Source organism: Marivivens marinus (assembly GCF_035969385.1).
Lineage (GTDB): Bacteria > Pseudomonadota > Alphaproteobacteria > Rhodobacterales > Rhodobacteraceae > SELP01.
In genome coordinates, this window is sequence record NZ_JAYKKJ010000001.1 from 95,964 (window position 1) to 115,962 (window position 19,999).

The 19,999-nt window shown below is 62.8% G+C and carries 23 protein-coding genes; 18 read left to right on the top strand and 5 right to left on the bottom strand.

The genetic code is table 11. The annotated features are described in order from the left end of the window. From acpS to recO, 7 genes are read left to right on the top strand one after another with little or no spacing between them, the layout of a single operon-like run. Positions 1-423: a holo-ACP synthase gene (acpS, locus tag U3648_RS00495; RefSeq protein ID WP_420857301.1), complete on the top strand. Its 423-nt coding sequence runs from the start codon at positions 1-3 to the stop codon at positions 421-423. 51 nt (positions 424-474) lie between these two features. After that, positions 475-1,320 carry a signal peptidase I gene (gene lepB, locus U3648_RS00500; protein ID WP_420857302.1) on the top strand — a complete coding sequence of 282 codons (846 nt, stop codon included), beginning with the start codon at positions 475-477 and terminating at the stop codon, positions 1,318-1,320. Between the two features lie 10 nt (positions 1,321-1,330). Then, positions 1,331-2,371: a signal peptidase I gene (gene lepB / locus U3648_RS00505; RefSeq protein WP_420857303.1), complete on the top strand. Its 1,041-nt coding sequence runs from the start codon at positions 1,331-1,333 to the stop codon at positions 2,369-2,371. Continuing rightward, positions 2,368-3,048 carry a ribonuclease III gene (gene rnc / locus U3648_RS00510; protein ID WP_420857304.1) on the top strand — a complete coding sequence of 227 codons (681 nt, stop codon included), beginning with the start codon at positions 2,368-2,370 and terminating at the stop codon, positions 3,046-3,048. The genes lepB (U3648_RS00505) and rnc overlap by 4 nt, the downstream gene beginning before the upstream one ends. After that, positions 3,045-3,965: a GTPase Era gene (gene era / locus U3648_RS00515; RefSeq protein WP_420857305.1), complete on the top strand. Its 921-nt coding sequence runs from the start codon at positions 3,045-3,047 to the stop codon at positions 3,963-3,965. The genes rnc and era overlap by 4 nt, the downstream gene beginning before the upstream one ends. Continuing rightward, on the top strand, positions 3,962-4,288 hold the full coding sequence (locus U3648_RS00520; protein ID WP_420857306.1) for a DUF1491 family protein: 327 nt from the start codon (positions 3,962-3,964) through the stop codon (positions 4,286-4,288). Before era ends, U3648_RS00520 begins: the two co-directional genes overlap by 4 nt. Before the next feature lie 42 nt (positions 4,289-4,330). Continuing rightward, positions 4,331-5,053, top strand: a complete 723-nt coding sequence (gene recO / locus U3648_RS00525; RefSeq protein ID WP_420857684.1) for a DNA repair protein RecO — start codon at positions 4,331-4,333, stop codon at positions 5,051-5,053. Here the strand turns inward: recO and U3648_RS00530 are convergent. Then, the gene (locus U3648_RS00530) at positions 5,050-5,448 is read right to left on the bottom strand and encodes an META domain-containing protein (RefSeq protein WP_420857307.1); all 399 of its coding nucleotides are present in this window, start codon (positions 5,446-5,448) and stop codon (positions 5,050-5,052) included. The genes recO and U3648_RS00530 overlap by 4 nt on opposite strands. Positions 5,449-5,569: 121 nt before the next feature. Between U3648_RS00530 and U3648_RS00535 the strand changes: the two genes are divergently transcribed. Both U3648_RS00535 and U3648_RS00540 read left to right on the top strand, forming a co-directional pair. After that, a complete protein-coding gene (locus tag U3648_RS00535) occupies positions 5,570-6,796 on the top strand; it encodes an MFS transporter (RefSeq protein WP_420857308.1) in 1,227 nt (408 codons plus the stop codon). Between the two features lie 48 nt (positions 6,797-6,844). Further along, positions 6,845-7,465: a hypothetical protein gene (locus U3648_RS00540; RefSeq protein ID WP_420857309.1), complete on the top strand. Its 621-nt coding sequence runs from the start codon at positions 6,845-6,847 to the stop codon at positions 7,463-7,465. Between the two features lie 3 nt (positions 7,466-7,468). Here U3648_RS00540 and U3648_RS00545 read toward each other — a convergent pair whose 3' ends face one another. Beyond that, the gene (locus tag U3648_RS00545) at positions 7,469-9,151 is read right to left on the bottom strand and encodes an acyl-CoA dehydrogenase family protein (RefSeq protein WP_420857310.1); all 1,683 of its coding nucleotides are present in this window, start codon (positions 9,149-9,151) and stop codon (positions 7,469-7,471) included. Between the two features lie 144 nt (positions 9,152-9,295). Between U3648_RS00545 and U3648_RS00550 the strand changes: the two genes are divergently transcribed. Beyond that, positions 9,296-10,072 carry a sulfite exporter TauE/SafE family protein gene (locus U3648_RS00550; RefSeq protein WP_420857311.1) on the top strand — a complete coding sequence of 259 codons (777 nt, stop codon included), beginning with the start codon at positions 9,296-9,298 and terminating at the stop codon, positions 10,070-10,072. On the opposite strand, the gene U3648_RS00555 is transcribed toward U3648_RS00550, so the two are convergent. Beyond that, on the bottom strand, positions 10,069-10,617 hold the full coding sequence (locus U3648_RS00555) for a DUF3859 domain-containing protein (RefSeq protein WP_420857312.1): 549 nt from the start codon (positions 10,615-10,617) through the stop codon (positions 10,069-10,071). The genes U3648_RS00550 and U3648_RS00555 overlap by 4 nt on opposite strands. A 60-nt stretch (positions 10,618-10,677) precedes the next feature. Continuing rightward, the gene (locus U3648_RS00560; protein WP_420857313.1) at positions 10,678-12,276 is read right to left on the bottom strand and encodes a phosphoenolpyruvate carboxykinase; all 1,599 of its coding nucleotides are present in this window, start codon (positions 12,274-12,276) and stop codon (positions 10,678-10,680) included. A gap of 302 nt (positions 12,277-12,578) precedes the next feature. Between U3648_RS00560 and U3648_RS00565 the strand changes: the two genes are divergently transcribed. From U3648_RS00565 to U3648_RS00595, 7 genes are all read left to right on the top strand, one after another. Beyond that, a complete protein-coding gene (locus U3648_RS00565; protein ID WP_420857314.1) occupies positions 12,579-13,280 on the top strand; it encodes a response regulator transcription factor in 702 nt (233 codons plus the stop codon). Positions 13,281-13,283: 3 nt separating this feature from the next. Further along, a complete protein-coding gene (locus U3648_RS00570; protein ID WP_420857315.1) occupies positions 13,284-15,035 on the top strand; it encodes a sensor N-terminal transmembrane domain-containing protein in 1,752 nt (583 codons plus the stop codon). 20 nt (positions 15,036-15,055) lie between these two features. Continuing rightward, positions 15,056-15,472: an HPr kinase/phosphorylase gene (locus U3648_RS00575; RefSeq protein WP_420857316.1), complete on the top strand. Its 417-nt coding sequence runs from the start codon at positions 15,056-15,058 to the stop codon at positions 15,470-15,472. A gap of 2 nt (positions 15,473-15,474) precedes the next feature. Next, positions 15,475-16,407: an RNase adapter RapZ gene (rapZ, locus tag U3648_RS00580; RefSeq protein WP_420857685.1), complete on the top strand. Its 933-nt coding sequence runs from the start codon at positions 15,475-15,477 to the stop codon at positions 16,405-16,407. Beyond that, entirely contained in the window at positions 16,404-16,808 is a 405-nt protein-coding gene (locus tag U3648_RS00585; RefSeq protein ID WP_420857317.1) for a PTS sugar transporter subunit IIA, read from the top strand. Before rapZ ends, U3648_RS00585 begins: the two co-directional genes overlap by 4 nt. A gap of 3 nt (positions 16,809-16,811) precedes the next feature. Continuing rightward, positions 16,812-17,087, top strand: a complete 276-nt coding sequence (locus U3648_RS00590; protein WP_129682725.1) for an HPr family phosphocarrier protein — start codon at positions 16,812-16,814, stop codon at positions 17,085-17,087. A 68-nt stretch (positions 17,088-17,155) separates the two neighbouring features. Then, positions 17,156-18,013 carry a lysophospholipid acyltransferase family protein gene (locus tag U3648_RS00595; protein ID WP_420857686.1) on the top strand — a complete coding sequence of 286 codons (858 nt, stop codon included), beginning with the start codon at positions 17,156-17,158 and terminating at the stop codon, positions 18,011-18,013. Positions 18,014-18,096: 83 nt separating this feature from the next. On the opposite strand, the gene U3648_RS00600 is transcribed toward U3648_RS00595, so the two are convergent. Beyond that, a complete protein-coding gene (locus U3648_RS00600) occupies positions 18,097-18,972 on the bottom strand; it encodes a 3-hydroxybutyryl-CoA dehydrogenase (protein WP_420857318.1) in 876 nt (291 codons plus the stop codon). A gap of 166 nt (positions 18,973-19,138) precedes the next feature. Here U3648_RS00600 and U3648_RS00605 point away from each other — a divergent pair, with 166 nt between their 5' ends. After that, a complete protein-coding gene (locus U3648_RS00605) occupies positions 19,139-19,993 on the top strand; it encodes a DUF6473 family protein (protein ID WP_420857319.1) in 855 nt (284 codons plus the stop codon). Positions 19,994-19,999 lie beyond the last annotated feature (6 nt).

Consider the following 19,999-nt stretch of genomic DNA (forward strand, 5'->3'; position numbering starts at 1 on the left):
ATGATCCTTGGCATCGGCACTGACCTTGCGAACATCGACCGGATTGCCGGGACGCTGGATCGGTTCGGCGACCGGTTTCGCAACCGTGTCTTTACCGAGGTCGAACAGCGCAAGGCCGAGCGCCGCAAGGATGTTGCCGGAACCTACGCCAAGCGTTGGGCCGCGAAAGAGGCCTGCTCCAAGGCGCTGGGCACGGGCCTGCGCATGGGGATTTCATGGAAGGATATGGCGGTGACCAACCTGCGCAGCGGCCAGCCCGTGATGCATGTGACCGGCTGGGCCAAAGAACGGCTGGACAGCATGACCCCACCGGGGCACGAGGCGATCATCCACGTCACCCTGACCGACGATCACCCCTGGGCGCAGGCCTTTGTGGTGATCGAGGCGCGACCCCTTGCCGCCCAGAATGGGGGCAAAGCTTGACTCCGGCACGCCCGCCCCGCATGTAGCGCGAAATTCAACGAAGGATGCATCATGTCTGACGAAGTGCAGGGGTCCGGACTGTTCGAGACCATCAAGGAAACCGTGAAAACGGTTGTCTACGCCCTGTTGATCGCGGGCGTGTTCAGAACCTTCCTGTTCCAGCCGTTCTGGATCCCGTCGGGGTCGATGAAAGACACGCTGCTGATCGGGGATTTCCTTTTTGTCAACAAGATGGCCTACGGCTATTCCTACGCGTCTTGCCCCTCGATCCGGATCCCGGCCCTTGGACTTGATGTGGACGCCGAGGACTTCTGCGGGGTCTTCAAGGGCAGCAATGAACGCCTGTTCGGGGGAGAGCCGGAGCGGGGCGATGTTGTCGTCTTCCGGCACCCTGTCACGGGCCGCGATTTCATAAAGCGGCTGATCGGCCTGCCGGGCGACCGGATTCAGGTCACGGACGGGCGGCTGATCATCAATGACGAACCCGTGGGTCTGGAACCGGTCGGGTTGTTCGTCGAAACCTTTGAACCGCAGGGCCCGGAACGGTCCGGTCCCCGCTGCATGGAACGCAACCTGTCGCTGGGGGATGATTGTTCGAAAGAGCGGTTCATCGAAACCCTGCCCAACGGGGTAAGCCATTCCATCCTGAATATTAGGACCCAGGACACCGATAATACCGGTGTCTTCACTGTGCCCGAAGGGCAGTATTTCTTCATGGGCGATAACCGCGACAATTCCACGGACAGTCGCGTTCTTCGGGCACAGGGCGGCGTGGGTTTCGTGAACTACGAAGACATCGTTGGCCGCGCTGACCGGATCATGTTCTCGTCGGCGGGGAATTCGATGCTGTTCTTCTGGACCTGGCGGTCTGACCGCTACTTCAAGCCGATCAACTAGGGCCGCGCCCATGGCCCGCACCGGATATTCCTTCAACCCGGTCAGGCTTATCGCTGACGGTTACGACTGGACGGGGCGCAGCGGCAGGCTGGCGTTCCTGACTATCCTTGCCGTGTCGGCCACTGCCATCGGGATGGCGGTTTGGGGTGCGGAAAATAGTCGGGCGGCGGAAATCGCGGGGTGGCTTGGCCTCGCCTTTCTGACGATCCCCAATTACGGGCATCTCTTGCGGCGGTTGAACGATCTGGGGCAAAGCGGCTGGCTGTGGCTTCTGTCGCTGGTGCCTTATCTGAATATCCTGTTCATTCTTGCGCTTTTGCTGATGCCCGGCGGTCGGCGCAACCCGCATGAGCCGACCGGGCTGCGTGCGATCGGGTTCGCTGTCGCGGCCGGTCTGGTCGTCGTTGTCGCAAGCCGGGCCTTCTGGGCGCCCTATACCATCCCGTCGGGGTCCATGAAGCCGACCTTGCTGGTCGGGGACTACATGGTTGTGTCGCTGTTTCGACCAGCACCGGAACGCGGCGCGGTCTATGTGTTTCGCCACCCCGCGAACGGGCAGGACTACGTCGCGCGGCTCATCGGGCTTCCGGGGGATCGGGTGCAGATCGTGGACGGTGTTGTCCATCTGAACGATGCGCCGCTGGTCCAGACCGACGCCGGCCTGTTCACCGAAGTGATGGAACCGCAGGGTCCGGCCCGCGTCTTGCCCCGCTGCTACAACGGCGCGGTCGGGCCGGGGGCCATCTGCGAGAAACGGCTGTGGATCGAAACCCTGCCCGATGGGCGGCAGCATGGGGTCCTGAACATTGGGTCGTCGGCGATGGATAACACCGGCACCTTTACTGTCCCCGATGGCCACCTGTTCTTCCTTGGCGACAACCGCGACAATGCAACGGACAGCCGGATCGCGCCGGTCGCGGGGGGCTATGGTTTTGTGCCCGAGGACCTGATCCGGGGTCGGGCCGCGCGGGTGCTGGTTTCCACCGCCGGGCAGGGGTATCTTGAATTCTGGAACTGGCGGCCAGACCGGTTCCTGAAAGGGATCAGATGAAGCTTTCGACAGAGATGCAGGCGTTTTCGGACAGGCTTGGGCACGGGTTTTCCCGGCCCGAATTGCTTGTGCGGGCGCTGACCCATCCGTCGATGAGCTCTCCCAACCGGGACAACAACCAGCGGCTGGAATTCCTTGGAGACCGGGTGCTGGGGCTGGTCATGGCCGAGGCGCTGTTCACCGCCGACAGAGGGGCGACAGAAGGGGTGCTCGCGCCCCGATTCAACGCGCTTGTGCGCAAGGAGGCCTGCGCCGAAGTGGCCCAGCAGATCGACCTTGGCGCCGTCCTGAAACTTGGCCGGTCCGAGACGAAAAGTGGCGGACGGCGCAAGATGGCCCTTTTGGGCGACGCGATGGAGGCGGTGATCGCCGCCGTCTATCTGGACGCGGGCTATGACGCGGCCCGCGATGTCGTGCTGGCCCTGTGGCGCGACAGGATCGACGGGGTCGAAGAAGTTGCCCAGGACGCCAAGACCGCACTTCAGGAATGGGCGCAGGCGCGCGGCGAACAGCCCCCCCGCTATATCGAGGTCGCCCGCGAGGGTCCCGACCATTCCCCCGTATTCACCATAGAGGTGCGCCTGCAATCGGGCGCCACGGAACAGGCCCGCGCCGGATCGAAACGGCAGGCCGAACAAAGCGCCGCGAAGGCGCTTCTTGAAAAGGTATCGAAATGACCAACGCCCAGACCCGCGCGGGTTTCGTCGCCCTGATCGGCGAACCCAATGCCGGGAAATCCACCCTGACCAACTGGATGGTGGGGGCCAAGGTGTCCATCGTCACCCATAAGGTCCAGACGACCCGCGCCCGCATCCGGGGCGTTGCCCTGCACGGTGACACGCAGATCGTTTTCGTCGACACCCCCGGCCTGTTCCGCCCGAAACGGCGGCTGGACCGCGCGATGGTCGCCGCTGCATGGGGCGGGGTGGCCGACGCCGATGTGGTGGTCCTTCTGGTCGAAGCGCATCGTGGCATTTCCGAGGGGGTGCAGGCCATCCTTGACGGGCTGAACGAAAAGGTCGGCAAGCGGGCGCAGGTCGCGCTTGCCATCAATAAGATCGACATGGTCAAGGCCGAGGAACTTCTGGCCCTGACCCAAAAGCTGAACGACGCCTATCCATTTGCCAAAAGCTTCATGATCTCGGCTGAAAAGGGCTATGGCTGCGAGGACCTGAAAGAGTGGCTGGCCGGGCAGATGCCGGAAAGCCCCTGGCTCTATCCCGAAGACCAGATCGCCGACCTGCCGCTGCGGATGATCGCCGCCGAAATGACCCGTGAAAAGCTGACCCTGCGGCTGCATCAGGAACTGCCCTACCAGCTGACCGTCGAGACCGAGCACTGGGAAGAGCGCAAGGACGGATCGGCCCGGGTCGATCAGGTGGTCTATGTGGCCCGCGACGGGCATAAGGGGATCGTGTTGGGCAAAAAGGGTGAAACCATCAAGGCGGTCAGCCTTGCCGCCCGCAAGGAGCTGGAAGAGTTCCTTGGCCGCAAGATCCACCTGTTCCTGCAGGTCAAGGTGCGTCCGAACTGGCTGGAAGAGGCCGAGCGTTACTCCGAGATGGGACTGGACTTCAAGGACGGCAACGCGTGAGGCTGACCGCCGATATCTGGGTATCGGCCTATCTCACACGGCTCCGGCTGGCCGACATCCCGGCCTTCGTGGTCAAACGGGGCGACGGCACCGCCGGGGCGGTTCTGGTCAAGCTGAACACGCTGGACGGCAAGGCATGCCTGTTCCAGCGGTCGTTCGACCTGATGACCGGCGACCGGAAATGGGTCATCCTGACCGAAGGGGACGAGGCAGACGTCGATGCCTCCGCCGCGCGGCAACGGGAATTCGACCCCGACCTCTGGCTGATCGAGGTGGAAGACCGCGCAGGGCGGCACCTGCTGGACGAACCGGGGCTGGAGTAGCCCCTTGCCAATCCAGCCCCGCCGGGGCCTGATACCCCAATGATCGAATGGCGTGATGAAGCTGTCCTGATCGCCGCCCGCGGGCATGGCGAAACCTCGGTGATTGTCGAGGTGCTGACGCCTGCCCATGGCCGACATGCAGGCGTGGTGCGGGGCGGGGTCAGCCGCAAGATGACCCCGGTCCTGCAGCCGGGATCGCAGATCGACGTGACGTGGAAGGCCCGTCTGGAGGATCATCTGGGCGCATTCACGGTCGAGCCGATCCGCAGCCGGTCTGCGCTGGTGATGAACGATCGTCTGGCGCTGGCCGGCCTGACGACGGTTTGCGCCCTTTTGTCCCTGACCCTGCCTGAACGGGAACCGCATCCGGCTCTTTATGACCGGACGGTGCGGATACTGGACCTGCTGGGCCAGCCCGACCTTTGGCCGCTGGCCTATCTGCGCTGGGAAATGGACCTGCTGGAGGAGTTGGGCTTTGGGCTGGACCTGTCCGCCTGCGCCGCGACGGGGATGAACGAGGACCTGTGCTATGTCTCGCCCAAATCGGGCCGCGCGGTCAGCGCGCAGGGCGCGGGCGAATGGGCCGACCGGATGCTGCCCCTGCCGCCGGTGATGAAGGGCGAAGGCGACGCGACAGGCCCCGAGATCGTGCGGGCGCTGGGCACCACCGGGTATTTCCTTGAAAACCGGGTTCTGCATGGGCTGGGCGACCGGCCGATGCCTGCCGCGCGGGGCCGCCTGCTTGATCTGATCGCCCGCGCTTAGGGGGCAGCGCGAAAAAGCATTTCCCGCCCGTCGTCCCCCCGCAGGATCAGGATGTCGCCCGCGACCTCCACCTCGGTCATCGCGGCCAGAGCCGACAGGAAGTTTTGTTCCTTGTCCAGATCGGGGCAGGCCATTCGGGTCGCGGCAAGGGGCCCAACCTCGAACCAAGGGTAGGGCGCGCGCTGTTCGCCGAAGAACCGGTTGCAGGGGGCTTGCCCCGCGATCTGGCCCGGTTCGGGAAATTCCACCGTTGCGGCTGCGCCAAGCGGGGCCCCGTCCAGCGTTTCAAGCTGCCAGACGGTGTCTGCCGCGCCGTAGGCCGTCAGGCTTTCATCCGGGTCGCAGGCCGCCAGAAGGAAGGGCAGCAACACAAGAGGCAGGGGTCCGGGTCTCATGACCGCAGCCTGCCATGCTTTGGGGGCAAAGCCCAGCAGCGACCCGATCCGGTCGCAAAAGTCTCAGACGCCGGGATATCGCCGGGCCGAAGGTGGGCGAAAGATTTGAAGTGGTTGGTCAATGCTTTCCCCCCGCGCGCCCGTTTATGTCACCCATGCCCCGGTTCCCAAGATCCGCCACTTCGCGCTTCTGGCTGCGCTGGAGGCGGGGATCAGGGGGATGCTCTTGTCGGTCTGGCCGCTGGTTATCTACCGGGCATGGGGAAATGCCGAGGCGGTCAGCCTGATTTACCTGTCGGCCGGGTTTCTATCGCTTCTTTGGGGCGGGCTGGTTCCGGCGCTGGCGCGGCTCATCCCGCGCCGATGGATGACCACGGCAGCGGTAGGTCTTTACCTTCTGGGCGCGGTGCTGGGCCTGACGGGGAACACGACAGGGATCACCGCGGCACTGATTTCGACCACCCTTGGCACCGTAACCTTTCAAATCTGCCTAAGCGCTTATGTGCTGGACTATATCGCCCGCGTCGATCTAGGGCAGAACGAAAGCCTGCGACTGGTCTATAGCGCGGTGCCCTGGTCCGCCGGGCCGGTGCTTGGTGTCTGGCTGATGAATCTTTGGGCGCCGCTGCCGTTTCTGGCCGCCGCCGGGTTCGGGATTGCGTTACTGGCGGCCTTCTGGGCGCTGCGGCTCGGGGATGGCAAACAGATCACCCGCGCCCGCGCGCCCGCGCCGAACCCGGTCGCCTATCTTGGCCGCTTCGTGAAGCAACCCCGGCTGGTGGCGGGCTGGCTATTCGCGGTGATCCGGTCCTGTGGGTGGTGGGTGTTCATCGTTTACCTACCGATCTTCTGTATCGAAAACGGCCTTGGCGATCAGGCGGGGGCTGTGGCCCTGTCACTGGCCAACGGGCTCTTGTTCATCTCGGGGGCATTCCTGCGTCTGGTGCGGCGGCTGGGGGTGCGGCGGTCGGTGCAGGGCAGTTTTATCGGGGCCGGGGCGCTGTTCCTGGTCGGGGCGCTTGCCGCCGGTTGGCCATGGATCGCCTTTGGCGCATTGCTGACGGCCTCGGTCCTTCTGGTCATGCTGGACGTCTGCGGAAGCCTGCCCTTCCTGATGGCGGTGAAACCGTCCGAGCGGACGGAAATGGCGGCGGTCTATGCCAGCTACCGGGACGTGTCGGGTATTCTGACCCCGGCGATTGCCTGGGCGGTTCTTCTGGTGCTGCCGCTGTCCGGGGTGTTCGGGGCGACAGCCCTTGGCATGGCGGTCGCGGCGGGGTTGGCCGGGCGCATCCATCCGCGCCTTGGGGTGCCGCGCGACGGGACAAAACCATTGGCCCGAGCCTGATTTCGGGGCAGACTTCCCGCAGGGAAGCAGCCGGAAAAGGGGATACAGATGAACCTGACACTCGCACTTGGACTTGTCGCAGGGATACATGGTGTCGGAACCGGGTCCTTGCCCGAAACCGAAACCCAGCGCCTGTTGCAGTCCGTGGATTTTCGGGGATCCGTCTCTCGGGTTCTGTACTTTGGCCCGGAAACCGAATTGATCGCGCGGTCCCAGCTTCCGGTGCCCGACAGCACATGGGCCGACTTTCAGGAAATCTTTGCCTCTGCCCCCTATTTCGGCGCTTTCGCGATCTCAAAGAGCGGCGGTTATGGTTATTCGATCGGGGTCAATTCCGCCGAAGCCGCCCGCGCCATAGCACTGGCCGAATGCCTGAATGCCAATGACAGCTGCCTGATCTACGCCGAGCTACACCCCGTCGGCTATCAGGGGATCGGCCCGGGCGAGATCGTGTTGACGACCGAGGTGGCCGACCTCTTCTTCAACCCCGGCAAGCGGCCGCCCTACATTGCCATGGCGTTCAGCCATGACGGGGCCTATTCCCTGAACTGGGGTTATGAAAGCCAAAGCGCGGCCGGGGCGGCGGCGCTGGCCGATTGCGAAACCTACCGCATCAGCCACCTGCCCGATCTTGAAGACATGCCCTGCCTTCTGTTGCCGCTGCGCTAAGCCTTATCCCAGAAGCCGCCGGGCGATCACCTGTGCCTGAATTTCTGCCGCGCCTTCAAAGATGTTCAGGATGCGGGCGTCGCAGAGGATGCGGCTGATCTTGTATTCAAGGGCAAAGCCGTTGCCGCCGTGGATCTGCAGCCCGTTGTCGGCGGCGGCCCATGCGACGCGCGCGCCCAACAGCTTGGCCATCCCCGCCTCAAGATCACAGCGGCGGTCGGCGTCTTTCTCGCGGGCGCTGAAATAGGTCAGCTGGCGGGCGATCATGATTTCCACGGCCATCATTGCCAGCTTGTTGGCGACGCGCGGGAAATTGATCAGGGATTTGCCGAATTGCTTGCGGTCGATCGCGTATTGCATCGCCACGTCCAGCGCCGATTGGGCGACGCCAATGGCGCGGGCGGCGGTCTGGATGCGGGCCGATTCAAAGGTCTGCATCAACTGCTTGAACCCTTTGCCCTCTTCTCCGCCCAGAAGGTTTTCACCCTTCACATGGAAGTTGTCGAAGCCCAGTTCGTATTCCTTCATGCCGCGATAGCCCAGCACCTCGATCTCGCCGCCGGTCATGCCCTCGGTCGGGAAGGGGGTTGTATCATCGCCGGGGGTCTTCTCGGCAAGGAACATGGACAAGCCGCGATAATCGGATGTGTCCGGATCGGTCCGCGCCAAAAGGGTCATCACATGGGTGCGCGCGGCGTGGGTGATCCAGGTCTTGTTGCCGGTGATCCGGTAGTCGCCACTGTCATCCTTCACCGCGCGGGTCCGCAGCGATCCAAGATCGGACCCGGTGTTCGGTTCCGTAAAGACCGCAGTTGGAAGCTTTTCCCCGCTCGCCAGCGCCGGCAGCCATTTCTGCTTCTGCTCTTCCGTGCCGCCCGCAAGGATCAGTTCGGCGGCGATCTCGGACCGGGTGCCCAGCGACCCGACCCCGATATATCCGCGCGACAGCTCTTCAGACACCACGCACATCGATGCCTTGGACAGGCCAAAGCCGCCGTATTCTTCGGGGATGGTCAGGCCGAAGACGCCCATTTCGGCCAGTTCCTCGATCACCTGCATCGGGATCAATTCGTCTTTCAGGTGCCAGTCATGGGCGAAGGGCTCGACATTTTCCACGGCATAGCGGCGGAACTGGTCGCGGATCATCTCCAGCTCTTCCTCAAGGCCAGAGGCGCCGAACATGGTTGCGCCGCTTTGCTGTTCCATCATCTCGACAAGGCGGGCGCGGGCGGCGGGGGTGTTCCCCCCGGCGCACAGCGCGTCAATCTCGGCGGTGGCAAGGATGCCTACGTCCAGCCCAAGGTCGGACAGGCGGCAGATCTCGCCCTGGCTCATCGGGATGCCGCCGCGCAGCTGGCTCAAGTATTCCCCGAAAGCGATCTGAAGGATAAGCTGTTCGATCTCGCCCAGCTTGCCCTCGGCCTGCAACCGATCGGCCCAGCCGTGCATCTGCCGCAGGCTTTCAACATAGGTGGCGATCCACGACAGGCCATGCGCCTCAGCCTGAAGCGTTTCAAGAGCCGCGCCGGAGACCTTGCCCGCCTCGTCCGTGACCGCTGCGCGCAGGGTCGAAATCGCGGTGTCCAGAAGCGTCGTCAGTGCGGGCTGAACGGCCCCGGTCAGGTCCAGAAGGTTCGGGATGGTCGGTGTCTGGGTCATCTGGGTATCCTGTGCGTCGCGCGGCATGATCGACTCCTCATTTTGCTGTTGCAGAAATAGCGCCTTCGCAACCGCAGCGCAACTTTATTTCAATACGGGGCGGCGACTTGAGCGTTAATGTCGCGCGAGAATCTTGCTGCGACAGGGGCGAAACCGCGCTAAGGGGACAGAATGATAGAGATTTTCGCCCCCCTTTTGCCCGGATCCTTCACCCTTCCGCTGTTTGTTGCCGCACTTTGTGTGGGCATCTTCGCCGGATTCGTGAAGGGCGTCACCGGATTCGCGATGCCGATGGTGATGATCTCGGGCTTGACCACCTTTCTGTCGCCCGAACTGGCGCTGGCCGCGCTGATCCTGCCGACCGCGGTGACCAACATCTGGCAGGCCCTGCGGCAGGGATGGCGGGCCGCCTGGGACGCGATCCGCAAGTTTGGCCTTTTCCTCGGGGTTGGTGGTGCAGTTCTTCTGGGCAGCGCGCAACTGGTCAATGTCTTTGATACGAAGATTCTGTTCGGGCTGATCGGGGTGGCCATCACGACCTTTGCCCTGATGCAACTGTTTGGCTGGCGTCCCGCCCTGTCTGCCACCCGAAGGACAGAGGCGGCGGTTGGCGCGGTCGCCGGGTTCATCGGCGGACTGAGCGGGGTTTGGGGGCCGCCCACGGTGGCCTACCTGACCGCGATCAACACGCCCAAGGCGGAACATGTCCGGGTGCAGGGGGTCGTCTACGGGTTGGGGGCGGTGGCGCTGGCGCTGGCCCATGTGCAGTCCGGCGTCCTAAACGAAGACACATGGCCATTTTCGGCCCTGATGGTCCTGCCCGCGCTGGGCGGCATGGCCATCGGGATGCAGGTGCAGGACCGGATCGACCAGGCAACCTTTCGCAAGGTGACGCTGGTTGTGCTGGTGATCGCCGGGCTGAACCTTATGCGGCGGGCGCTGTTCTAGCCCAGAAGTTCCTCGTATCCGCAGACCCCGGCCAATGACGGCACGGCCTCTGGTGGGACCACGGTGAAACTGGCCCGGAACAGGATCTCGCCCTCGTGTTCGGCGGTAAAGGTCCATCGGCCAAGGACTAGTTCATAAGGAAAATCGAACTGGTAGAGGATGATGCCGACGCCAGTTCCCGACATATCCCTGACATAGGTCTGTTGGGTAATCCCCTCTGCGCCCATCGGCGGGTGGGTCGTTGTGACCGTCACCCCGATCAGGTCCACGCCGCGCCCATGGGTCTTGACCCCGAACCCCATACCCTCGACCGCAGGCACATAGCGCCCGGTCGACACGAAATCAGGTTCGTTGTCGATGATGTTGGTCACGCCCGCCACGGTATCGGGCGCTTCGCGAAAGCCGACCACCTCGGGCGCGCAGATGATCCCGGCCTCGAACCGTGAAATCGCCGGGCCGATCATATCGGGTAGGGGGGTGTCCTGCGCCGTGGCGGCACCGGAGATCAGGACAAGGGCAGAGAACAGGAGAGACCGGAAATGCATGGGGGCAGGCTGCCACGGCAGCCCGCCCCCAGCAAGCGGTTCTATCGTTTTCGGCGCGGCCTAGCCGATCGCAGCGGCCTTCACGTCCTCGTCGATGAAGGGGACGTATTGGGCGAAGTTGTCGGCGAACATGTTGACCAGCTTCTGCGCCTGCGCGTCATAGGCGGATTTGTCCGCCCATGTGCTGCGCGGATCCAGAAGGCCCGCATCCACACCATCGACCGTCACCGGCACTTCGAAGCCAAAGTTCGGGTCCTTGCGGAAAGTGGATTCGATCAGCGTGCCATCCAGCGCGGCGGACAGAAGCGCGCGGGTCGCCTTGATCGGCATCCGCTTGCCCGTGCCATAGGCCCCACCGGTCCAGCCGGTGTTGACCAGCCAGCAAGTCGCGCCGTGGCTGGCGATCTTTTCCTGCAACAACTTGCCATAGGCCTCGGGCCGGCGCGGCATGAAGGGCGCGCCAAAGCAGGTCGAGAAGGTCGGTTCCGGCTCGGTCACGCCGCGTTCGGTGCCGGCCACCTTCGAGGTGAAGCCCGACAGAAAGTGATACATGGCCTGCGCCGGGGTCAGCCGCGAAATCGGGGGCAGCACGCCGAAGGCATCGCAGGTCAGCATGATGATGTTCTTCGGATGTCCGCCAAGGGCGGTATCGCTGGCGTTGCTGATATAGTTCAGCGGGTAGGCGCAACGCATGTTCGCGGTCAGCGAACTGTCGTTGAAATCCAGCTCCTTGGTCTCTTCGTCGAACACCATGTTCTCGATGACCGTGGCGAACTTCTGGGTGGTGGCGTAGATTTCCGGTTCTGCCTCGGCATCCAGCCCGATGGTTTTGGCATAGCAGCCGCCTTCAAAGTTGAAGGTGCCGCGATCGGACCAGCCGTGTTCGTCGTCGCCGATCAAAATGCGGGTCGGGTCGGCGGAGAGGGTGGTTTTTCCGGTGCCGGACAGGCCGAAGAAGACGGCAGTGTCCACCGGGTTGCCCGGCGCGTGGTTGGCGGAACAGTGCATCGGCATGATGCCCTTCTCCGGCAGCAGGTAGTTCAGCAGGGTAAAGACCGACTTCTTGTTCTCGCCCGCGTATTCGGTGCCGCCGATGAGGATGACCTTCTTTTCGAAGTTCAGCGCGATGACCGTTTCGCTCCGGCAGCCGTGCTTTTCCGGGTCTGCCTTGAAGGTCGGGCAGTTGATGATCGTCCAGTCGGGGGTGAACCCGTCCAGATCGTCCCGCGCGGGGCGGCGCAGCAGGTGGCGGATGAACAGCCCGTGCCACGCCAGTTCGGTCACCACACGGACATCCAGCCGGTGCGCCGGATCGGCGCCGCCGAAAAGGTCCTGCACGTGGTAGGTGCCGCCCTTCATATGCGCCAGCATATCAGCGTGCAGCACGTCGAATTTGGCGGGCTCCATCGGCGCGTTGTTTTCCCACCAGATGGTGTCTTCGACCTCGGGCGTGCGGACGACGAACTTGTCCTTGGGGCTGCGGCCGGTGTGTTTGCCGGTCGTCACCAGCAGGGTGCCGCCCTGACCCAGCGTGCCTTCGCCCGCCTTGATCGCGGCCTGCACCAGGTCTGGCTCCATCAGGTTGTAATAGACATGGCCCAGACCCGTGATGCCTTGGTTTTCAAGCTTCATGGTAGGGTTGACCCGTCCGTGGTCCATTGTCTTGCTCCTGATCTGGGGCCGCCGTTCGGCCCGGATAGGTCCACATAGCACCATGATTTTCTTTGAGAAAAGGAGCCTTTGTCGCAGTTAGCGCAACCATTTTGGTGTTAGCGCACAACATGCGGAAAGCTGCGCAGCAAGTGCTGCAATTTAGCCATTCCTAACCGAAATACGTGACCGTTTGGACTCAGGCCGGGCGCGAATCACACTTGGGGATTGATTCGGCACGGCAAAAAAGGGAAAAACACAGCAATAATAATGGCAGGCAACATAATCGCGAGCACAAAGGGGTAACGGTCATGCACAAGATTGCATTGGTGGATGACGACCGGAATATTCTGACTTCCGTTTCCATGACACTTGAGGCCGAAGGCTTCGAAGTCGAAACCTACAACGATGGTCAGGCGGCGTTGGACGCGTTCAACAAACGCCTTCCCGACATGGCCGTTCTGGACATCAAGATGCCCCGTATGGACGGCATGGACCTGCTCCAGCGGCTACGGCAGAAGACTTCGATGCCTGTCATCTTCCTGACCTCCAAGGATGACGAGATCGACGAGGTTCTGGGTCTGCGGATGGGCGCGGACGACTACGTCAAGAAACCGTTCAGCCAGCGGCTTCTGGTGGAACGTATCCGGGCGCTGCTGCGCCGTCAGGATGCGATCTCGGACGAAGTCACCGACGACAGCGAAGATACCAAGATCATGCAGCGCGGCCAACTGACGATGGACCCGCTGCGCCATGCCGTGAAATGGAAAGACCGGGACGTTTCGCTGACCGTGACCGAATTCCTGCTGCTTCAGGCGCTGGCCCAGCGACCCGGCTTCGTCAAATCGCGCGATCAGCTGATGGATGTGGCCTATGACGATCAGGTCTATGTCGATGACCGCACGATCGACAGCCATATCAAGCGGCTGCGCAAGAAGATGCGGCAGGTCGACGATGAATTCAGCGCGATCGAAACGCTGTATGGCATCGGATACCGCTACAACGAAGAGTAAGCGATGACCGCCGCCTCGGACCACGAGATCGACGTTCGCGACCTTCGATCGGTTCGCAAGGCGGCGTCGGCACATCAGGACAGCGATGTCGTTCTAGGGGACGACTGGGTGTCACCTGATGTGACCGTGAACCCTGACCTTCGCAAGGCCCGCGCGCGGCGTGGGCTGATCATGATCAACCGGTCGCCGCTTGCCCGCAAGATCATCACCTTCAATCTGCTTGCGATCATCATCCTCGTGGCCGGGGTGCTCTACCTCAATCCGTCGCGCGACAACCTTGCGTTCCAACGCGCCGACGGGTTGGTGAGCGAGGCGGAACTGGTCGCCGATGTGTTCGAGGCACAACTGCCGCTTGGCGCGCCAGTGAACCTCGTGGCGGGCGACGGAATTGACCCGGTCCTTACCCTCGACAACCTTGATCTGCGCGGCGGCGTCGACGTTTACGTCTTCGACCCCAGCGGCGTTCTCGTGGCCAGCCGCACCGCCCTTGTCGGCAGCAATCAGGTGATCGGGCTGGATTTCGAAGACGAGGGAACATTCCTGACCGGTTTGCTGAACCGTGCCTGGGATGGGATCGCCGGGATCTTCCGGCCGGCAAACGAAGATCTGACCCCGATTGATCCATTGCTGAAACTGAACCGGACGCTGCCGGACACGCTTGCGCAGGGCACCCGCGTTGATTCCGAGATCGATTCAAACGGGCGAACGATCTTTCTGGTCTCGACGCCGATCCTGCAGGGCGACAGGCCCGTCGGGGTCGTGTCGATGATCAGCGCTGCGGGCGAACTGGACGCGCTTGTGCGCCGGGAACGGGAACAGGTTTTGCAGATGTTCGTGATCGGCATCATCGTGTCCATCGGGCTCAGCCTCGTGCTCGCCTCGACCATCGCCAACCCACTGGCCGAACTGGCCACCGCCGCCGAACTTGGCCGCGACAAGAATGCCCGCAAGATGAGCCCGACGCGCATCCGCATTCCCGACCTGACCGCGCGGCCCGACGAAATCGGCCGCCTGTCCGGCGCGCTGCGCGGCATGGTGTCGGCACTCTACGAACGGATCGAAGGCAACGAACAATTCGCCGCCGACGTCGCGCACGAGATCAAGAACCCGCTTGAGTCTCTGCGGTCGGCGGTCGGCTCGCTGCGGATGGTCAAGAAGGAAGAGCACAAGGAAAAGCTGCTCGACGTGATCGAACATGACGTGCAGCGGCTGGACCGGCTGGTGTCTGACATCTCCAACGCCTCGCGGCTCGACAGCGAACTGGTCCGCGAGGAGGAGGAGGAATTCAACCTTCTCAAGATGCTGGGTAATCTCAACGAATTTCTGGCCAAAGAAGCGAACGCCAAGGGCGTCGAATACATCACCGACCTGCCGACAGAGCCGATTGTGATTTCGGGGCTGGAAGGGCGGTTGGCACAGGTTTTCGTCAACCTGATCACCAACGCGATTTCCTTCTGCGAGGACGGCGATGCAATCCGTGTCTGGGCCCGGCGCCGCGACAACCGGGTGCTTGTGGTGGTCGAAGATACCGGACCGGGTATCCCTGACGGCGCGTTGACCAAGATATTCAAGCGCTTCTATTCGGAACGCCCGGAACAGCAGTTCGGCAGCAATTCCGGCCTTGGCCTTGCCATTTCCAAGCAGATTGTCGAGGCGCACAATGGCGTCATCTGGGCCGAAAACATCCGCCCGACCGAGGCAGACATCACCTCGGAACCGCTTGGGGCCCGGTTCGTTGTCGGTCTGCCGATCTGACCGGTCGGGGCGCGCGGGATATGCAAGACATCCTTCACGCCAGCTGCGTCGCAATCGACGGACGGGCCGTCCTGATCAAGGGTCCAAGCGGGAGCGGGAAATCCGCGCTGGCGTTGAACCTGATGGCGCTGGGCTGTGACCTTGTCGCCGATGACCAAACCGCGCTGTCGGCCACGCCCGAAGGAATTCTTGCCAGTTGCCCCGACACGATCCGCGGCATGATCGAAGCCCGGTTTGTAGGACTGTTGCGGGCCCATGCAGTCGGGCCGGTCCCGGTCGCGCTGGTGGTGGATATGGGGCAGGTTGAAACCGACAGACTGCCGCCGATCCGGACCACGACGATACTGGGGGTCTCCTTTCCGGTCGTACACAAGATCGAGATGCACCATTTCCCTGCGGCAATTGTGCAATATCTTCGGTCAGGACGGAAAGCGTGATGATGCCCTACGATCCTGACAAAGACCCGATCTCTCCCGACGAGGGACGCCAGAAGCTGGTGCTTGTGACCGGCCCGTCCGGGGCCGGACGTTCCACCGCGATCAACACGCTTGAGGATCGCGGGTTCGAGGTGATCGACAACCTGCCCTTGACCCTACTGGATCGGCTGCTGGACGGTCCGCCGCTGGACCGGCCCATCGCGCTGGGCATTGACGTCCGGAACCGGGATTTCACCGTAGACGCCTTCATCGCTTCCCTTGAACGCCTGCTTCACGAAAACCGCCTGTCCGTTCATGTGCTCTATCTGGATTGCGATGAAACGGTCCTGCTGCGGCGGTATTCCGAAACCCGCCGCCGGCACCCGATGGCGCCCGAAGGTGACCCGCTGACAGGTATTCAGCGTGAATTGGCCCTGCTTGCCCCGATCCGGGCGCGGGCCGACCTGTTGATCGACAGCACGGGGCTGACCCCGCACGACCTGCGGGCCGAGGTCGAGGACCTGCTGTGCGCGGACGGCGGCAAGACTCTCTCGGTGTCGGTCCAGAGCTTTTCCTACAAGCGGGGCCTGCCGCGCGGCGCGGACCTCGTGCTCGATTGCCGCTTCCTGCGCAATCCGCATTGGGAGGCGGGGCTGCGTCCGCTGGATGGCCGCGCGCCCGAGGTCGCGGCCCATATCGAGGCCGACCCGCTCTATGCCGATTTCCTCGACAGGGTGCTGTCCCTCGCCCGCCTCTTGCTTCCGGCCTATCACGCCGAAGGCAAATCGCACCTGACCCTGGCCTTTGGGTGTACCGGAGGGCAACACCGGTCGGTCGCAATGGCCGAGACACTGGCAAATATACTTGCCGCCGAGGGGTGGCAGGTGTCTAAACGCCATCGGGAGCTGGAACGCAGGGCCGATCTGGTCCGAACGACACGGGAAGCTGGCGAATGATCGGGATCGTGATCGTCGCACATGGTGGGTTGGCACGGGAATACCTTGCCGCTGTCGAACATGTCGTCGGCAGGCAAGAAGGCGTTGTCGCGATTGCCATCGAGGCCGAGGATGACCGTGCCCGCAAACAGGACGAGATCTGCGATGCCGCCGACGCGGTGGATGCCGGCGACGGGGTCGTGATCGTGACCGATCTTTTTGGCGGCTCTCCGTCCAACCTGTCGCTGCGGGCGTGCAGTCCGTCAAACCGGCGCATCCTCTACGGGATGAACCTGCCCCTTCTGATCAAACTGGCAAAGTCCCGGTCCAAGTCCGTGCCGGAAGCTGTCGAAGCGGCCCTGACCGCGGGCCGGAAATACATCAACAGCCACAGCGTGGCCCCTGACCTGAGCGTGAAATAGCCGATGTCGTCGACCCACCGGACCCTCAAGATCGTCAACATCAAGGGGCTGCACGCCCGCGCCTCAGCCAAACTGGCCGAAGTTGTCGAACAGTTCGATGCCTCGGCGACGGTCTCGAAAGATGGGCTAGATGCCGCAGGCGACAGCATTATGGGGCTTCTCATGTTGGCAGCTTCCAAGGGAACCTCTATTGAGGTCGAGACCAGCGGCCCAGAGGCCGAGGCCCTTGCCGACGCCATCGAGGCGCTGGTGGCTGACAAGTTCGGCGAAGGGGACTAGGATAGGGCCGGTCTTCTGAACCCAGTGCCGAAAGGACAGGCCGCGTGAGCGACACTACACAAGACGAGATCGTGAAGCCCGCCGATCCTGCCGAGGCCCCGGTGATCTATGATCGGCGCAGCCTGACCTATTCGGAAACCTTCGACAGCCCGTTCAAGCGCACCGTCATCCGAACCATCGAACTGCTGACCGCGAAAATGCGGATCGTGCGCCGTATCCGCCAGTTCGAACAGCGGCCGACCCCGGTCGGGCAGGCCTTTTGGCCCGCGACGATGGAAGTGATGGGGATCGACCTTCTGACCCCGCAGGACCAGTTGGACAATATCCCGGCCGAAGGGCCTGTGGTCTTCGTGGCCAACCACCCGCACGGGCTTGTGGACGGGATGATCCTTGCGGATCTGATCGGGCGCCGCCGCAATGACTACCGCATCCTCACCCGGTCGATCCTGACCGGGATCGACGAAAGCGCGGGCAGCTACATGATCCCGGTGCCCTTCCCGCACGAGGAAGACGCGCAGCGCAAGATGATCGAGATGCGCAAGAAGGCCATGGCCCATCTGGCCGATGGCGGGCTGATTGCGCTGTTCCCCTCGGGGGTAGTTGCGACATCGAAGACCATGTTCGGCCCAGTGATCGAGGCGGAGTGGAACGTGTTCACCGCCAAGATGATCCGGACCTCGGGCGCGACGGTGGTGCCCTGCTATTTTCCGGGCTCGAACAGCCGCGCCTACCAGATTGCGAACCGGATTTCGTCAACCCTGCGGCAAAGCCTTCTCTTGTTCGAAGTGGTCCATGCCTTTGACAAGCCGCAAAAACCCGTGATCGGCAAACCGATTCCGCCCGAGGAATGGGCCGAGCGGGCCGGGGACCAGCGCGGGTTCATGGCTTGGCTGCGGCAACGGGTGCTGAGCCTGAAAGAGACATAGGTAAGGTGGGTTGAAACCGACCTTGCGACCCGGCCTTGAAATTTGCGTAAGGTGGGTCTTGACCCACCATACCCCTTGCGGACCTATCGGGTCGGAACAGGCGTTTCGCCCCGATAGTCATAGAACCCGCGCTGGGTCTTGCGGCCCAGCCAACCGGCCTCGACATATTTGGTCAGCAGCGGGCAGGGCCGATACTTGGTGTCCGCCAACCCGTCGTGCAGCACGTTCATGATCGCAAGGCAGGTGTCCAGCCCGATGAAATCGGCCAGTTCCAGCGGCCCCATGGGGTGGTTCGCGCCCAGCTTCAGCGAAGTGTCGATCGACATAACGTTGCCGACACCCTCGTAGAGCGCATAGACCGCCTCATTGATCATCGGCATCAGGATGCGGTTGACGATGAAGGCCGGGAAATCCTCTGCCGTCGCGGCGGTCTTGCCCAGGCGCTGCACCACTTCCGCGCAGGCCTTGAATGTCGGTTCATCCGTGGCGATGCCCCGGATCAGTTCCACCAGCTGCATCACCGGAACCGGATTCATGAAATGAAAACCGAGGAATTTTTCCGGCCGGTCGGTCCGGCTGGCCAGCCGGGTAATCGAGATGGACGAGGTGTTCGAGGTCAAGATCGTATCGGGCTTCAGATGCGGCAGCAGGTCCTCAAAGATCGCCTGCTTGATCGTCTCGCGTTCGGTCGCGGCCTCGATCACAAGATCGGTCTGGCCCAGATCGGCCAGCTTCGGCGTGGTGCCGATCCGCTTCATCGCCTCGGCCTTGTCGGCCTCGGTGATCAGGCCCCGGCCGACCTGCCGGTCGATATTGCGGTCGATCAGCTTGATCGCATTTGCCATGGCGTCTTCGCTTACGTCCGTCAGCAAGACCTCATAGCCCGCAACCGCCAGCACATGGGCAATCCCGTTGCCCATCTGACCGGCCCCGACAACCCCCACACGTTCGATCGCCATTCCATAGCCCTTTCCTAGATTGCGGGCACCATAGGCCCCAACCCGACCTGCCTTCAAGCGGAAGGAGCCGTGAAAACTTGCGGCGAATTTGCAGCTTAGCCTTTTGGCAAGAGATTTGTCCGAATCTCGTCCTTGGTGAGTGAAACAGCAACGAGTGGTGGGAACCATGAAACATGAGCCTTTGGGCGAATCCGGCTTGTCATATGCGCCCTGTCGCTATGGCATGAGCAGAGTGACTTTTCGGGGACCCCGCCGGGATCTGAATGGGCGCTATATTTCCTTTATCGGTGGCACCGAAACCTATGGGAAATTCATCGAACATCCATTCCCGACGCTTGTGGAAACCGCGCTGGGCGAGAAATGCGTGAACTTCGGGGTGGTGAATGCCGGGATCGACGTGTTTCACAACGACCCGACGATCCTTGCCGCCGCCCATGATGCGGAATTGACGGTGGTGCAGATCATGGGCGCACACAACCTGTCGAACCGGTTCTACAAGGTCCACCCCCGGCGCAACGACAGGTTCCTGTCGGCGTCAACGGTGATGAAGGCGCTGTTCAGCGATGTGGACTTCGCCGATTTCAGCTTTACCCGGCATTTGCTTGGGGCGCTTTACACGCGCGCGCCGGAACGGTTCGAGATCTTGCGGAGCGAGCTGGAACAGGCCTGGCTGGCACGGATGAAATCCCTGATCGCGGGGATCGGTGACAATGTCGTTCTTTTGTGGTTGTCGGATTCCCCCCTGACCGACGATCCCTGGATGGAGCGGCCCAACCCGCTGAGGGCCGATCCGCTGTTCGTGACACGGTCGATGGTGGAACAGCTGCGCCCGCTGGTGCGTGACGTGATCGAGGCGCAGCCCTCGGCCGAGGCCCTGTCCCGCGGGACCGAAGGCATGGTCTTTCCGCTGCTCAACAACGAGGCCGCGACCGAGATGTTGGGTGTCGCGGCGCATGAGGAGGCGGCAGCGCGGATCGCCCCAGCCTTGCGGCGATTGATGGGCAAGCCCACCCGCCACTGATCCAAA